13 protein-coding genes and 1 tRNA gene are annotated in these 14,823 nt (G+C 41.2%); 7 read left to right on the forward strand and 7 right to left on the reverse strand.

Annotation, left to right across the window (positions count from 1 at the left end; genetic code table 11):
- Positions 1 to 16 precede the first annotated feature (16 nt).
- From QTN47_RS06805 to QTN47_RS06815, 3 genes are all read right to left on the reverse strand, one after another.
- A complete protein-coding gene (locus tag QTN47_RS06805; protein WP_369328592.1) occupies positions 17 to 1,159 on the reverse strand; it encodes a Re/Si-specific NAD(P)(+) transhydrogenase subunit alpha in 1,143 nt (380 codons plus the stop codon).
- 428 nt (positions 1,160 to 1,587) lie between these two features.
- On the reverse strand, positions 1,588 to 2,097 hold the full coding sequence (locus QTN47_RS06810) for a hypothetical protein (RefSeq protein WP_369328593.1): 510 nt from the start codon (positions 2,095 to 2,097) through the stop codon (positions 1,588 to 1,590).
- Positions 2,098 to 3,893: 1,796 nt separating this feature from the next.
- Positions 3,894 to 3,964: transfer RNA gene (locus QTN47_RS06815), tRNA-Cys, on the reverse strand.
- 106 nt (positions 3,965 to 4,070) lie between these two features.
- Here QTN47_RS06815 and QTN47_RS06820 point away from each other — a divergent pair.
- The 4 genes from QTN47_RS06820 (at position 4,071) to QTN47_RS06835 (ending at position 7,696) form a co-directional block, all read left to right on the forward strand.
- Positions 4,071 to 4,943, forward strand: a complete 873-nt coding sequence (locus QTN47_RS06820; RefSeq protein ID WP_369328594.1) for a nucleoside phosphorylase — start codon at positions 4,071 to 4,073, stop codon at positions 4,941 to 4,943.
- A 156-nt stretch (positions 4,944 to 5,099) separates the two neighbouring features.
- The gene (gene dapF, locus QTN47_RS06825) at positions 5,100 to 5,894 is read left to right on the forward strand and encodes a diaminopimelate epimerase (protein ID WP_369328595.1); all 795 of its coding nucleotides are present in this window, start codon (positions 5,100 to 5,102) and stop codon (positions 5,892 to 5,894) included.
- Between the two features lie 96 nt (positions 5,895 to 5,990).
- A complete protein-coding gene (locus tag QTN47_RS06830) occupies positions 5,991 to 6,929 on the forward strand; it encodes a magnesium transporter CorA family protein (protein WP_369328596.1) in 939 nt (312 codons plus the stop codon).
- Between the two features lie 293 nt (positions 6,930 to 7,222).
- Positions 7,223 to 7,696 carry an NUDIX domain-containing protein gene (locus QTN47_RS06835; RefSeq protein WP_369328597.1) on the forward strand — a complete coding sequence of 158 codons (474 nt, stop codon included), beginning with the start codon at positions 7,223 to 7,225 and terminating at the stop codon, positions 7,694 to 7,696.
- A 259-nt stretch (positions 7,697 to 7,955) separates the two neighbouring features.
- On the opposite strand, the gene QTN47_RS06840 is transcribed toward QTN47_RS06835, so the two are convergent.
- The gene (locus QTN47_RS06840) at positions 7,956 to 8,765 is read right to left on the reverse strand and encodes a queuosine precursor transporter (RefSeq protein WP_369328598.1); all 810 of its coding nucleotides are present in this window, start codon (positions 8,763 to 8,765) and stop codon (positions 7,956 to 7,958) included.
- Between the two features lies 1 nt (position 8,766).
- The gene (locus QTN47_RS06845; protein WP_369328599.1) at positions 8,767 to 9,054 is read right to left on the reverse strand and encodes a hypothetical protein; all 288 of its coding nucleotides are present in this window, start codon (positions 9,052 to 9,054) and stop codon (positions 8,767 to 8,769) included.
- A 469-nt stretch (positions 9,055 to 9,523) separates the two neighbouring features.
- Between QTN47_RS06845 and recF the strand changes: the two genes are divergently transcribed.
- Both recF and QTN47_RS06855 read left to right on the forward strand, forming a co-directional pair.
- Positions 9,524 to 10,615 (forward strand): DNA replication/repair protein RecF, encoded by a 1,092-nt coding sequence (gene recF / locus QTN47_RS06850; protein WP_369328600.1) that lies wholly within the window; start codon positions 9,524 to 9,526, stop codon positions 10,613 to 10,615.
- Positions 10,616 to 10,922: 307 nt separating this feature from the next.
- On the forward strand, positions 10,923 to 11,204 hold the full coding sequence (locus tag QTN47_RS06855; protein WP_369328601.1) for a DciA family protein: 282 nt from the start codon (positions 10,923 to 10,925) through the stop codon (positions 11,202 to 11,204).
- A 208-nt stretch (positions 11,205 to 11,412) separates the two neighbouring features.
- Here QTN47_RS06855 and QTN47_RS06860 read toward each other — a convergent pair whose 3' ends face one another.
- On the reverse strand, positions 11,413 to 11,874 hold the full coding sequence (locus tag QTN47_RS06860; RefSeq protein ID WP_369328602.1) for a CBS domain-containing protein: 462 nt from the start codon (positions 11,872 to 11,874) through the stop codon (positions 11,413 to 11,415).
- Positions 11,875 to 12,067: 193 nt separating this feature from the next.
- Here QTN47_RS06860 and QTN47_RS06865 point away from each other — a divergent pair, with 193 nt between their 5' ends.
- A complete protein-coding gene (locus QTN47_RS06865) occupies positions 12,068 to 12,457 on the forward strand; it encodes a YkvA family protein (RefSeq protein ID WP_369328603.1) in 390 nt (129 codons plus the stop codon).
- A gap of 120 nt (positions 12,458 to 12,577) precedes the next feature.
- On the opposite strand, the gene QTN47_RS06870 is transcribed toward QTN47_RS06865, so the two are convergent.
- Positions 12,578 to 14,734 carry a DUF5723 family protein gene (locus tag QTN47_RS06870; RefSeq protein ID WP_369328604.1) on the reverse strand — a complete coding sequence of 719 codons (2,157 nt, stop codon included), beginning with the start codon at positions 14,732 to 14,734 and terminating at the stop codon, positions 12,578 to 12,580.
- Positions 14,735 to 14,823: the final 89 nt, after the last annotated feature.

Raw genomic sequence — 14,823 nt, forward strand, 5'->3', positions numbered from 1 at the left:
ACATTATTTTCAGTTGCTATTCCAGCACTCCCGCACTATCAACAAGAACTTTAATCTTGTCGTGTACCACATCACCATCATATGTTATACAACATCCTTTCACCAGCTCGTCCTCAAAATTTGCCACAAAGGCGCCTTCTTTGTTGATGATAAGCTGCAGAAAATTCAATATGTTTTTACCATATAACTTACTCGCATCATAAGGCATAGTTGCTGCTAAATTGCTATTACCCACAATCGTGATTCCGTTATAGTCGATAGTTTTATTGTTATGTGTATGCGGCGTGTTCCCGCCGGTTGCCGCAGCAAGATCTATAATAACGGAGCCCCGCTTTATGTTAAGCATCATTTCTTCCGTAATCAGCAAGGGCGCTTTTTTCCCGGGGATCTGTGCAGTCGTAATAATGATATCAGCTTTACCTACCGCTTCAAATATTTTCTTCTGTTGTTTTTGCTGATATTCTTTGGACTGTTCAACTGCGTATCCACCGGCTGCTGTTGCATCGGCTGCACCTTCCACTTCAACAAACTTTGCGCCGAGACTCATTACTTCTTCTTTAACAGCAGGTCTGGTATCAAATACTTCCACCACTGCACCCAATCTGCGTGCCGTTGCTATTGCCTGCAAACCCGCAACGCCAGCGCCAAGTATAAGTACTTTTGCCGGAGGTATGCTGCCCGCAGCAGTCATAAACATGGGAAAATACCTTGGATATAAATCCGCAGCCAGCAATACGGCTTTATATCCTGCAATATTGGCCTGGCTGCTCAACACATCCATGCTCTGGGCCCTGGTTGTACGGGGAATCATGTCTATGCTGAAAACTGTTAGATTTCTTTCAGCATAATGTTTCATCAGAGCTGCATTAAATAAGGGTTGAAATACGCCTAATAAAACGGTGCCCGGCTTTATGTGCGCCAGGTCGTTGGGGGTTAGCCCATTAATGGATAAGATAATGTCTGATGATTGTAAGATAGCAGTCCGGTCCTTTATTGCCACGTTTTTCAGCAGGTAGCCGTTGTCAGTGGCGTGCGCTTTTTCGCCCGCCGACATTTCCACCCAAACTTCAACATGCATTTTTTGTAAAGCGTCAATTTGTTCAGGCAAGATAGAAACCCTGTTCTCCGGAGCTATTTCCTTTAAGATGCTTACAATCATGGTTTCAATTTAATCTTTTTTCAGATATCAGGAAAAGAAAAATGTACGATTTGATATCAATGAACGATGTACGATTTTAGATGCCCGCCCGTACCGACGGCACGTTCGGACGGGTACGATGTGAGTGCCATGTTAGATGTACGATTTTAGATGCCCACCCGTACCGACGGCACGTTCGGGCGGGTACGATGTGATCACCATGTACGGTGTACAATTTTAGATGCCCACCCGTACCGACGGCACGTTCGGGCGGGTACGATGTGAGTGCAGTGTATGACAGGCAGTCTTCCCCATAACGATGGTACAATGTACGGGTGAGATGTCATAATTTTTCATACAACCCTATCTCTTTCACACTTCTTACGGTCTTACTGTCTTACGGTCTTACTATCTTACTGTCTTACGGTCTTACTATCTTACTGTCTTCTCTAAAAGCATTTCATCGCTGACTGAAAGTTTTCCTGGAACTTATCTTTTACATTATGATCGTGAAATTCACCATTGTAGTAAATTCTGACTGACTGTATTTTTTGTTTTTTGAGCGTTTCAAAAGAAGCAGGGTCCTCGAAGCTATATGATGCCTCAATGATTTGCTGTTTGGGATTGGACCGCCGCCGTTCACTCATGTAGTTTTTTTGAGGCATGGCAACTACTGTTTGCTGATTATCCAGGAGAAACAAAAATTTATCAGAAGTGCTTATAGATAAGTTCTTTTGACTGGTATATTCCAGCCTTATAAAGTTCAGGCTATCGTATTTGCAGATCGTTACATTTAAGTATCCATCACCTAAAAGATCTGCTTTGTTCAGCTTAACTTCTTTTTCCAGCTTATGCATTTTGGTGAACTTATCGTACGAGTCAAGATCATATTTGCAGTCCTGCGAAAATGTTGTCAGCCCAAGCAAAAGCGATACGGATAACAGGGATAGCTTGTTCATGGTTTGAAGTTGTGGGGTAAACAGAGAAAGGTTACTGTTGATAGCGACTTTTATACTATGCCATTTTTACACATCATCGGTAAATATCATTACTCCTCCATTATGAAGACGTCCTCTGACAAAATATAAAAAATTGAGATCAGGACAAAGCGTTTGAGGAAAAAGTATGCGTTTAAGAATGAGAAAAGTGGTGGTGGATATGATATGTATTTTACCCGGCAAATTCTTTCGTCACTTTCTATCATCAATGACAGACGAAGATAACCTATGGTTCCAGAAAAGCAAGAATTGTCCAAAACACGATATTCTTTATGTCCACATCATCGTAGGTGGCTTCGTTAGGTACAAATTGTTTTACGGGGGGTGAAACGGGTGGGTAGACTGCTACGATGGCAATGGACCGAAAACAATTTCCTGGTCAAGAATGCTATTAGCAGGACCATACGAGAAAGCACCTTGTAAAATTCCAATGAAAGGCTTCCAGGGATTCAGGTATTTGAGCAAGAAGTTGTTTTGAAGAAGGCCAGACTAAAAAGCCCAGCCCTTGTTAACCATTTATGTAAGGTGCCTTCATGGCTAACAGAATTGTCCAAAAATTCTAAGGGTGTTCCCCATCATAGAGTGACAAACCGGGTGCCAGATAGTCTCAAGACTGTAAACAATTAAATGCTCTGATGGTAAGAGTAGTGAAGCAAAAAGACCAGACCCAAAAGTCTAGCCGTGGCACTTGATTGAAACTATAAAATACTTGTCATGCAGATCATGCAAGCCTGATACCAAAATAAAAAAAGGCTGAACTAGAAAGCCCAGCCGACGATCTACTCACTTTTTAAAAGTTATTTAAATCTTGTCAACATTATTTGCAAAACACCTTTAACGTAATAATAGTGGTATATAGACAATTGCAATGCCATTATTTATTATATACCACATTAAATAGAAATAATTTAAAATAACAAAAAATGATTGTCCCATAGCAGTTGGGAACAGCAGAAATAAAAAGCCAGGTTGGAAAACCTGGCCGATACGATAAACTAATTTCTGTAACAATTTTAAAACATAGGTTTTGAAGGTTTGTCTATGAAAAGTGTGCGCTGGCATCGTGCAATATCAATGCCACATTCAAAATAAGCTGGAGCTTATTCATTAGTCAAATTGATTTCCATGTTAGTACCTGGTCTGCATAGAGTTGAGCAGATCTCTTTTTTGTTAATTTCCTCCGGGAGGTAGACGACAAAAAGGATGTGAAGGTTTAAATGTTTAAAACAAATTGTAAAGGTTAAGAATAGCTAAACGAAAATAAAACGGAATTTCACAATAGAAGATATAATGAACTCTCCCTGTGCTGGATTAAACCAACACCTAACGCCTGCGCAGGAGCCCGCTATTTATGCGATTAATATTAGTGAGCTATAAAAGTCATTACTTATACTTAGCGTTATATATTGCTGTCGAATTTTTCATTCGACCTTCTATTTCAGACGCTTTCCCGGTAAAAGGGCTAAGACTTACAAAATTATACCCAAGGTTAAAGGATCAGTGAACCTATATCTAACAACTATGAAGACTAATTTTGTATGAAACAATGCATCTCTTATAGAAAATGAAGCGTCATTGGGATCTAAGTCGCCTAGATTTGCCTGCATTAAAAAATGACCTTTTTTGAGGGCTTGTTTCGATGAAATTCGATGGTTTTGGGTTTATACCTGCTTGAAAAGATCGGCTAAAAGCCTCATCAGAAGTGGCAAGCAACAAAAAAGTCCGCATTAGCGGACTCTCTCGTCAAGTAGTATCTGAGGTTCCGAGCAGATTCGAACTGCTGTGGAAGCTTTTGCAGAGCTCTGCCTAGCCACTCGGCCACGGAACCGTTTTTTGTAAATCGGCTGCGAAAATAGGATAAACAAATTAAAAACAAAATTCTAATTCAAAGTTAGGCGCCGAAATACGAATTTTAGGCCTCAAAATCTTAAAAAATGAGCCAAATAGCAGAAAGTGAACTGATTATCAATGCTCGAGGAGCCATTTACCACCTGGATGTTACACCTGAAGAACTGGCTACAACCATCATCACAGTCGGCGATCCTGGCCGGGTAAAGGAAGTCAGCAAACATTTTGATTCTGTTGAAGTTAAAAGGGAACACCGTGAGTTTATCACGCATACCGGCTGGCTGGGCAAAAAACGGATTTCCGTGGTGTCAACGGGCATCGGTCCGGATAATATTGATATCGTTTTGAATGAACTGGATGCCCTGGTTAACATAGATTTTGCAACACGAACCATAAAAAACAATCTTACATCGCTTCAGATCCTCCGTTTTGGCACCAGCGGCTCATTGCAGCAGGATATTCCGGTTGACAGCTTTGTCGCGGGTACACATGGACTGGGCATTGATAACCTGTTGCATTACTATCGTCACGACAACAATGATGAGGAAAAAGCACTACTGCAGCAATTTGTCGCACATACACAGCTGGATGGCACATTTTCACCTTATATTGCATCTGCTGGATCCAGCCTGCTTAAACATTTCGTAAACGGGTTTCATCAGGGGATTACCGTAACTTGCCCCGGCTTTTATGGTCCACAAGGGCGCGTGTTGCGACTTGGTCTTTCAAATCCGAGACTGATAGAACGTCTAACGGAGTTTAATTACGGTCACTATCGCATTAGTAACTTTGAGATGGAAACCAGTGCGATCTACGGTCTTGGACGGTTATTAGGTCATCAGTGCCTGAGCCTGAACGTAATAGTGGCCAATCGCGTTTCCAAACAGTTTTCAAAAGACAGCGGGTTGGGCGTGGAGAATTTGATAAGGAAGGGACTGGAAATTGTGGCAGGAATTTAATTGATAATTGAAAGTTGAGAATTGAAAACGTGGCAAATGTGCGAATAAAGAAATGTGTAAATATGCAGATGAAGGGCAATGGAACTGATGCGCCTTTCACTATTGACCATTGACTATTGACTACAGTGCTACGTGTTTCACAAATAAACTAACCGAATGAATCTACATTTTTATAAGTACCAGGGAACGGGAAATGACTTTGTAATAATTGATAACAGGGACGGAAAGGTTGCTCTTACAGAAGAACAGGTGAATCATATCTGTCACAGGCGCTTTGGCATTGGTGCAGATGGATTGATGTTATTGAACAGCAAGCCGGGATATGATTTTGAAATGAAGTACTACAATGCTGATGGCAGGGAAAGTACCATGTGTGGCAATGGTGGCAGGTGTCTTGTAAAGTTTGCTTATCACCGCGGTATTCACAGAAATCTTTTCAAGTTTATTGCTGTTGATGGGGAACATGAGGCAACCATACAGGATAACGGCTGGGTGAACCTGAAGATGACCGATGTAAATAAGATTGAGCAGTATTACGATGCATTTATTCTGAATACAGGCTCTCCGCACTATGTTGTTGCAGTTGACGATATTAAGGAAACGCCGGTATTTGAAGAAGGAAAGAAAATCCGTTACAGCGAAAAATTCGGAAAACAAGGCATCAATGTAAACTTTGTTGAGCCTAAAGACTGGCAGATATCTGTCCGCACTTATGAAAGAGGTGTTGAGGACGAAACCTATAGCTGCGGCACTGGCGTTACTGCTTCCGCACTTGTTTTTGCGCATAACGACAACGGTTTTAACCGCGTTGAGGTAGAGACGCTTGGCGGACACCTGGCCGTTGAATTCAACAAGAATGGCGACAACCATTTTGACAACATCTGGTTGTGCGGTCCGGCAGATTTTGTTTTTGAAGGCGAGCTTACTGTAGATGAAGCAGGCAAAGATTAAGCGTTCGGCGCATCGTAAACAGACTAATATAAAGCAACCGAAATATTAACAGGGCAAGTTTAAACAGCTTGATAAGCTTGGCCATACCCCCGAAGAATGATTCAGTATTTCAAAAATATAAACAGCCAGACGGTTGAAATAGACAGGCCCGAAAATGGTGTTTGGGTAAATCTTGTCCCTCCCTTTAAAGAAGAAGAATTTGTTGAGCTTGGCGAGGAGCTGGAAATTCCGATTGAGTTTTTGAGAGACTCGCTCGATATTGACGAAAGGCCGCGTTATGAGATTGATGATAATGTGCGTTTTATCGTTATTAAAACGCCTACCGAAAACAATTCTTTTAATGACAGTGATGCCTATTACATCACCATCCCAATCTGTATCATTCTAACGCACAATCATATTGTTACTGTTAACTCTTTTGACAACGGTGCGATCAAAAAATTCCTGAACACATTTCAGAAACGCCATCCTGATAAAAGGAACATGATGGTATTGAAAGTATTTGAAAAGATCGTTCAGAACTTTATGGAGTACTTGAAAGAGATCAACCATAAAAGGAACCAGTTTGAGCAGAGCCTGTATGACAGTAACAGTAACGAGGATTTGCTTAAGCTGATGCGGATCCAGAAGAGTCTTGTGTATTTCGTTACCGCGCTTCGTACGAATGAACTGATGATGATGAAGCTGGAACGCACGAATTTCCTGGGTCTCAATGAGGAAGAAAGAGAAATACTGAATGACCTGATAGTGGATACCAGCCAGGCACTTGAAATGGCGAATATCTACACGAACATCCTGAGTAGTACGCTGGATGCATTTGCCAGCATTATCAGCAATAACCTGAACAATGTGATGAAGCGGCTGACTTCTATTACGATCATTCTTTCGTTGCCGGCACTGGTGACGAGTATTTATGGGATGAATGTACCGATCCCGTTTGATCATTCGAAGCACGCGTTTTATATACCAATAATTTTATCGTTGAGTATATCGATTATCATTAGCTGGTATTTTATGAAGAAGAAATGGTTTTAGTTTGAACCACGGAGGCACGAGCGGCAGGGAGAAACACGACGAGTTTTGCCACAAAGACACTAAAGCTCAAAGAAACACGAAGGATTTGAAACACGAAGACACGAAGGACACTAAGAAGCACAAAGGGCAAAGCTGAAAAAAATAAAAAAAAGCGCTTGCGCGGTAGGGGCACAAAGCGATGGAAGGCCTCCCGTAATTTTCGCCGCGTCGCTGCTTCTTTGCGCGCGTTGCGAGAAACCAACCCTTCGCTTTGATAAACGTGCAACGCATCACGTACAACTTACAACTGAATTATGGCATACTTTAACGTTAGGGTTTACGGCATTTTAATAGATAGCAACAACCGGCTTTTGGTGAGTGACGAGTTTATCCGCGGGGAATATTTTACGAAACTTCCGGGTGGTGGTTTGGAATTTGGCGAGGGTACGCGTGATTGCCTGAAGAGGGAGTTTAAAGAAGAGACGGGCCTTGATGTTACCATTGGCGATCATATCTACACAACTGATTTTTTCCAGATTTCCGCCTTTAATAAAAAGGATCAGATCATTTCGATCTACTATTTTGTGCATCCGGATGGTCCTATAGCGCTTGAAACAAAAGATACACCGTTTGATTTTGCTCCTTACCAGGTAGCCGATGTTAATGGCGAAAGCGAAGTGTTCAGATGGATTGAGTGGGAAAGTCTTTCTGAAGAATCGGTTTCATTGCCGATTGACAAGGTGGTGATTAAGATGGTGAAGGAAGAAAGCGCAAAGCTCAAAGCTTAAAGCCCAAAACTGTTGGTTTCACGCAGCGGGCGCAAAGAAGCGGCGACGCAACGAGAATTAATGTTAACCGTACTAAGGGTACATAACAATTACACGGAGGAATACAGGAGAAGACACGGAGAACCACAGAGATTTCCTCATTTTTAATTCTCCATTTTCAATTTTCAATTACCTTAAAAACTTTGTGCTCCTTTGAGCCTTCGCGCCTTTGTGGCAGATCCATCGTGTTTCGCCCTGCCGCCGTGTCTCCGTGGTTCAACTATCCCGCCGCCGGGATATTCAGGAAATCATCTTCACCCTTACCCATTGCCTGCAGTTTCATCCTTTTAGCGGTTTCATGGCCAACATAGCGTTCTATCCATCTTTCAACCAGGTAGATCAGCGGCGTAAGCGCAATGGCCATCACAAACTTGTACATATAGTTCATGGTACCCACAGCAAAGATCTGCGCCCAGCTCCAGTTACTGCCGATTTTGAATGCAATGGTGAGTACGATATAACTGTCGATTAACTGAGATATGATCGTAGAACCTGTCGCCCGCAGCCATACATGTTTTTCACCGGTCACTCTTTTGATGCGATGGAATACAGTTACATCCACAAGCTGGCTTACAAGAAATGCGACAAGGCTTCCGACAATGATCCACATACCCTGTCCGAAAATGCCGGAAAATGCAGCTTGCATATTTGTAATGCCATCACTCGTTTTGGTCGATAACCAGAAGTCTGCAGGCGGTACTGCTATCGCCAGAAAATACATTAGAAAGGCATAAGTTATCAATACTACAGCAGTATAAGAAATGCGTTTAACGGCCTTCGGTCCGTAAAATTCATTTACAATATCGGTCATGATAAACTCCAGCGGCCATAATAGTACACCGCAGGTGAGATTGAAGGCTAATCCGTCATGACCAAAAAGCGTAAAATTAGCTGGTTTGGCTCCGAATACTTTTTCCAGGGAAAAGATCTTGGAGCCGATAGATTCTGCAATTAGAGCATTGGCAACGAAAAATGCTGCAAAGCCGATAAACAGTTTGGTTGGTTTGTCTTTCAGTATGTTAGTTATCATCTTAAAATATAAAAAAGTATAAAAGCTGTAGCAGCAGGAATCCCATATTTACCATCGATTGCCAGGCTGGCACGAGGCCCTTAATATTCTTCAATATAAAATAAACCAGCGAAAAGTTCACAACAATATTCACGATTGGTGACAAAATCAATCCAACGATCAGGGCAAAACCTGTGATAAACTGGGGAAACTGATGACTGCTAAAATGGGCTATCACACAGAGTATAAAGAAAAAATTTCCGATCAGGGCCAGCTTGTTCAAAAATGAGAACCACTTATAAGATACCATTGATTTTTGTTGATGTTGCAATATTAGAGGATTTTGGAGATATAGCCACTGAGACGCTGAAACACAGAGGTTTTTTACCACAGATTACACGGAGTTTTTTTTCACAGAGTTAAAGGAGAATTTTAAAAATATAGCCACGGAGTAACTGAAACACAGAAAAATTTTAACCACAGATTACACGGAGTTTTTTTTCACAGAGTTAAAGGAGGATTTATAAAAATATAGCCACAGAGGCACTGAAACACAGAATAATTTTAATTAGTTTAACCACAGAGGTAAAGGAGTTCTTATCACAGAGTTAAAGGAGTTTAGTATAATCTAGACCATTATTGCATATTCTCTGTGGCTATCTGTGAAAATAACTCAGTGGCATCTGTGGTTAAATTGCTTCCACATCTATCATTTTCAACTGTCAATTTTCAATTATCAATTCGACTAATCGTCTTTGATTTTATTATTTTTGCCTTTCATGTTGCAGTTTAGTTCAATAAAGCTTACCCAATTCCGGAATTATTCATTTCAGCAATTTTCATTCAACAAAAGAATTGTTGGTATCTGCGGTCCTAATGGCAGTGGCAAGACGAATTTACTGGACGCTTTATACTATCTCTGTTTTACGAAAAGCTACTTCTCAAGAGCTGACAGCACGAGCGTACAACAAGGCTCTAACGGGTTCCGCATTGACGGAGCGATCAACAATGGACCTGAAGCACTGCAACTTGTCTGCATTCTCAGAGAAAACGGAAGAAAAGAATTTTCAGTCAACAATGAGATCTACAAAAAATTCTCACTTCATATAGGCAAGTATCCAGGTGTAATGATTGCGCCGGATGATGTGCAATTGATCACCGGCAGCAGCGAGGAAAGACGGTCTTTTATTGATACTATTTTGTCTCAGCTCTCTCCTGTTTATCTTGACCATCTCATCAAATATGGCAAAGTGTTGCAGCAACGGAACGGATTGCTTAAAGCTGCTGCCGAACATCAGCGGCTTGATGATGCATTGCTTGACATACTTGATGAGCAGCTGATTGGTCTTGGTAATGCTATCTTTGAAGCGAGGAATAGTTTCCTTCGCGACTTCATTCCGCTTGTGCAGGAACAATATATTTCAATAGGCGGCGACAATGACCAGGTTGAATTAACTTATGAAAGCCAGTTATTGAAAGCGTCTTTCGCTCATTTGCTTCAACAAAACCGGCAACGTGATCTTTACCTCCAGCGTACCGGACAAGGCATTCACAAAGACGACATCGATATTCAAATGCAACAGCAACCATTTAAGTCAGTAGCGTCGCAAGGACAAAGAAAAAGTCTGCTGTTTGCACTTAAGCTTGCAGAATATCTTGTCATAAAAAATAAAAAAGGCTTCCCTCCCATCCTCCTGTTGGATGACGTTTTTGAGAAGCTCGATGAACAAAGAATGTCAAATCTCCTTCACAAAGTTTGCAATGAGGAAAACGGCCAGGTATTTATTACAGACACGCACAAGGAAAGACTTCAGGATGCCTTTAGTGAATTAGGGCTGGATTATCAGTTGATAGAACTAAGCAAATGTTAGATGTACGATGTCAGATGTACAGTGTACGATGTGTGGTGTACTGAAATGTTTGAAGTACGAATTAGGAAGCCCGCCCGCGCCGAACGCGCATTCGGACGGGTACAAAGTACGAATTGAGTCGCCTCACAATGACACGATTGGCAAATTACACGTCAAACATCGCCAACAAAATCAGACATCGTCAAATCGTATATCAGACATCCAAACACATCTAAAATCGTACATCTAACATCGTACATCTCACATTGCACATCTAACATCGTACATCTCACATCGTACATCAGCTAACATTTCCTACCTTTACATTATGGGAGAATATCGACTGGGCGATGCTATCAGGAACTTCTTGAACAAGAGTTCGTTGAAGAACGGCGTTAGAGCCGTTCAGATCGAAAATGTATGGGAGACCATTATGGGCAAGACGATTGCAAAGTATACCGATAAAATTCAGATCATCAACAAAACCCTTTACATATATACATCCGTAGGCCCGCTGAAGCAGGAACTCCTTTTTCAAAAAGCAACAATTATTGAAAGGGTAAATGAGGCAATGGGTGACAAAGTGATCAGCGATGTAGTCATTCATTAACCATCCGCAACATTCATCAATTTAAATTTTTCCGGAATCCGTTTGATTTTACCTCACCCGGCAACGAAATGCAATTTGCCGGTCAATTCATCTTAAAGAAAGTGGAATTGTTGAAAACCTTTGTGTGTCTGTATAACACAATGTAAACTGATGCAAAAATTCACACTTAATCCGCTTCACTTGCAGTTTAGTCTACGATGTGCAAGAACTAAATCCAGTAATGCACATACTCACCCGCAGTATCAGTCTGCGTAATAACCTTATCAGCAACAGCTTTCAATTCGCTGTCCTGCATTGCTTCGCGCATCAGATCGTGAATAGTAAGCACGCCTGAAAAATCGAATTCTTCAAAAACAGGCAGGTACTTTGACTGGCAACCATTCATCAGTATCATAGCTTTCTCCGCAGTGGACGAAGAATCTATGGCTGGCAAATCGTTGGTCATAATCTCAGAAACTTTTGTTGTAGCTGCATTTTTGTTCTGCAGCAAAACTTTACGGGTATAATCCCTCTCAGACAAAACGCCGGCGTATTTCCCTTTGTCCATGACTATCACATAGCTAAGATTACCAGACTGCATTAACAGTAGGGCATCTAAAGCTGAGGAACTGGCATCAATGTAATGGAAATGTGGCCCCTTTTGGCCCAGGATGTTTTTAACTGTGCGCATGGGAAGAAGTTTAAGTGTTTGTGTAATTTACGAAAAATTGTGCATGTTTTTACTAAAAGCTTACTATTAACAATAACTTTTTAAACTAAGTAAACGCTTACTCAACAAGCACCTGAAAATAACAGCGATTGATATTTCGGGTATTTATTTTATCGTTATTTTTCTGTTGCCAAGCAAAGTCAAAACACTTGTCATGAAAGCATTTCAACGTCTATACAGAAGAACCCGGGGATTGTGGTTGCAATGCCTGGCGCTTTATTATGCTTTTAGTGACAGAAGGACACCGTGGTATGCAAAGGCAATAATAATTGTGAGCTTGTTGTACCTCGTAAGTCCAATCGACATTATCCCTGATCTCATTCCGATTGCGGGCTATCTTGATGACATAGTGGTAGTACCGTTACTGTTCACTTTTGCGGCAAGGCTTGTTCCGCGCAATATAATGAGGTCCAGTCACCTTAAGGCAGAGGAGCGCATTTACATAGCGAAAAGAAATCTTCTAAAAACCTTGCTCCTTGCTGTTCTCTGGCTTTTCGTAGCTGTTATTGTTGTACGGTATCTTGTCATGGCGATAAGAAATTGATCTGCATTATATGTTCTCGGCTTTGTTTAAAACATATACGACAGCAACCTGCAGCAAATAAAAAGGCTTTGAACACATCATGCATTCAAAGCCTTTTTATTCGTTAGTTTATTGCAAAAATCAGTAGTACAACTTCATCTCCACCCGACGGTTCTTCGCACGTCCCGCGGCAGTTTTATTGCTATCCACAGGTTTTGTATCTCCATAACCTGCAGCATGCAACCTGCTCTCATCAATACCTTTAGATACAAAGTATTTTTTTACGGATGCAGCTCTTTTTTCAGAAAGTGCCTTGTTAAGAACTGCATTACCGGTATTATCTGTATGTCCTTCAATATCCATTTGAACATCAGCATTATCCTGTAAAACCTTTACTACATCGTCCAGCGCTGCAAATGATGATTGTAACAGTTTATCGCTGGCTGTTGCAAAAAGCACTTTACGGGCTGACTGATCAATTTTCTTTACAACTTCATCCTTTATCTCAGGACATCCCGCATTTGCTGCAATACCGGCCACTTTGGGGCACTTATCCTCCTCATCATTTATACCGTCACCGTCTGTATCCGGCACCGGGCAGCCCTGGTAACGGGCAACGCCTTTCACAGCCGGACATCTGTCTTCCTCATCATTTATACCATCACCATCAGTATCAGGAACCGGACAACCCTGATATTTAGCGACTCCTTTCACCTGGGGACATTTATCTTCTTCATCATTAACACCATCACCGTCCGTGTCAGGTACAGGGCATCCATGATATTTGGCAACACCTTTCACATCAGGACATTTGTCCGTACTATCAGGAATACCATCACCATCAGTATCTTTAGGCGGAAGGGTTGCTTCAATTACCGGCTCCTTCACTTTATTTTTTGGTCTGTAAATAGGAATATGCACTCCTGCATAAGCGTCAGCACCTCTAACATTTTGTTTTACGAGGTTAGAAAGAATGGAACCTGAACCAATGTAAAACACGCCCACATTAAAACCAATCCCCCAATTAAAGTTATTGTAGGTATTGTAAGAAAAAGGCATAGAAGCTCCCAGCCAACGCGTTTCGTAACGTGGCGTTATTGCTACTGAGCTTATATAACCTGCACCAAAAACTTTGTTGCCCACCAGGTTTATATCCGCATTTGCATTGATGAAAAAGTTTTCAACTGCCTGCCAGTCAAGATTTGCGTGCAATGCTGCGGGCAACTTCACTTTATATGATGAAGGAAGCCCTTGCTCCGTTAAAATACCTTTTATCTGAAGGCGTTTCAGATATTCATCAAGTGTTTCATCGTCATACATATTAAAATCGTCCTTGGTTAAACCTGATCCATCCAGGCGATAGCTCTTCGCGTTACCTGACAGTGCGTATTTAACACTACCTATGTCTGTCACCGCCAGAGAAGCGCGCAGTTTATAATTGCTTTTCGTCTTGCTTAACCACGCAGCCTCTTCGGGATCATCAGTAATATTGCCATCTGGTCGCCATTCATAAACGCCGCCCAGATCAAAGCCAACTCCATGACTTTTATTCAGATCGCTCCAGGTTATATCACTATTATTAGAACTGGATAGTTGATCTAAACCTTTTGAATAATAAAGATTAATATCTCCGTGAAGATTATTAAAGCTATTTTCATCCCTCATGTTAACGGAAAAGTTATTGGCGGTTGCTGAACCTCCAGCAAAACCGATAACATATTTAGCCGTAATACCGCCTTTAATAAGATGATGTTCATCCTGGAAAAGTACACGTCCGTAACTAACCCCTACATCAGCAAAACCATGTACATTAGAACGGAAATTATTCAACGCAAGAGGGGTATTAAAAAAATCAGGATTACTATTACCCACCAGTTGAAAAACGCTATTATCCAGGTTGCGTTCGTTTGCCAGCCCTCTTACTCTTGTGGTGATTGCAACGGAGTTCTTTTGATCAATGCTCCACATTACAGACGGTCCAATCAAATCAAAATTGGTGAATGTATTTTTGTTATTACCGTTATTCACTTTATAAAAATCTTTTCCTTCCACCCAGTCACTAAAGTTCATTTTAAACAGTGATGAGCGTTTGATATTGTATGCATTGGTACCACCTGCTGCATTTACAGAAAACAGGTTAATATCAAACTTATAACGGCTGTTTGCAATGTTTGCGGGATTAAAAACCGCACCGCCCACAGTTTGATAATTATTGTACTGGTAACCTGTAAAGTTTTGTGCATTTGCAAAAGACAACAATCCCATACATAGGATAAATGGATAAACTATTTTTTTCATAAATGACGAAAGAAATGTTGTTTAAGGCTATTATTCCGCGCAAATATACTTGCAGAATCTGTATGCAATAAAACATTTTTATGTTAACA

It is taken from the genome of Danxiaibacter flavus, from assembly GCF_041060425.1.
In the GTDB taxonomy this organism is placed as follows: Bacteria; Bacteroidota; Bacteroidia; order Chitinophagales; family Chitinophagaceae; genus Danxiaibacter; species Danxiaibacter flavus.

Bases quoted from the DNA above. Each gene is read 5' to 3' on its own strand.
- QTN47_RS06865 (WP_369328603.1), top strand. From the start codon at position 12,068: ATGAAAGCATTTCAACGTCTATACAGAAGAACCCGGGGATTGTGGTTG.
- QTN47_RS06830 (WP_369328596.1), top strand. From the start codon at position 5,991: ATGATTCAGTATTTCAAAAATATAAACAGCCAGACGGTTGAAATAGAC.
- QTN47_RS06855 (WP_369328601.1), top strand. From the start codon at position 10,923: ATGGGAGAATATCGACTGGGCGATGCTATCAGGAACTTCTTGAACAAG.
- QTN47_RS06805 (WP_369328592.1), bottom strand. From the start codon at position 1,159: ATGATTGTAAGCATCTTAAAGGAAATAGCTCCGGAGAACAGGGTTTCT.
- QTN47_RS06840 (WP_369328598.1), bottom strand. From the start codon at position 8,765: ATGATAACTAACATACTGAAAGACAAACCAACCAAACTGTTTATCGGC.
- QTN47_RS06835 (WP_369328597.1), top strand. From the start codon at position 7,223: ATGGCATACTTTAACGTTAGGGTTTACGGCATTTTAATAGATAGCAAC.
- QTN47_RS06810 (WP_369328593.1), bottom strand. From the start codon at position 2,097: ATGAACAAGCTATCCCTGTTATCCGTATCGCTTTTGCTTGGGCTGACA.
- QTN47_RS06845 (WP_369328599.1), bottom strand. From the start codon at position 9,054: ATGGTATCTTATAAGTGGTTCTCATTTTTGAACAAGCTGGCCCTGATC.
- QTN47_RS06870 (WP_369328604.1), bottom strand. From the start codon at position 14,734: ATGAAAAAAATAGTTTATCCATTTATCCTATGTATGGGATTGTTGTCT.
- QTN47_RS06820 (WP_369328594.1), top strand. From the start codon at position 4,071: ATGAGCCAAATAGCAGAAAGTGAACTGATTATCAATGCTCGAGGAGCC.
- QTN47_RS06860 (WP_369328602.1), bottom strand. From the start codon at position 11,874: ATGCGCACAGTTAAAAACATCCTGGGCCAAAAGGGGCCACATTTCCAT.
- recF (WP_369328600.1), top strand. From the start codon at position 9,524: ATGTTGCAGTTTAGTTCAATAAAGCTTACCCAATTCCGGAATTATTCA.
- dapF (WP_369328595.1), top strand. From the start codon at position 5,100: ATGAATCTACATTTTTATAAGTACCAGGGAACGGGAAATGACTTTGTA.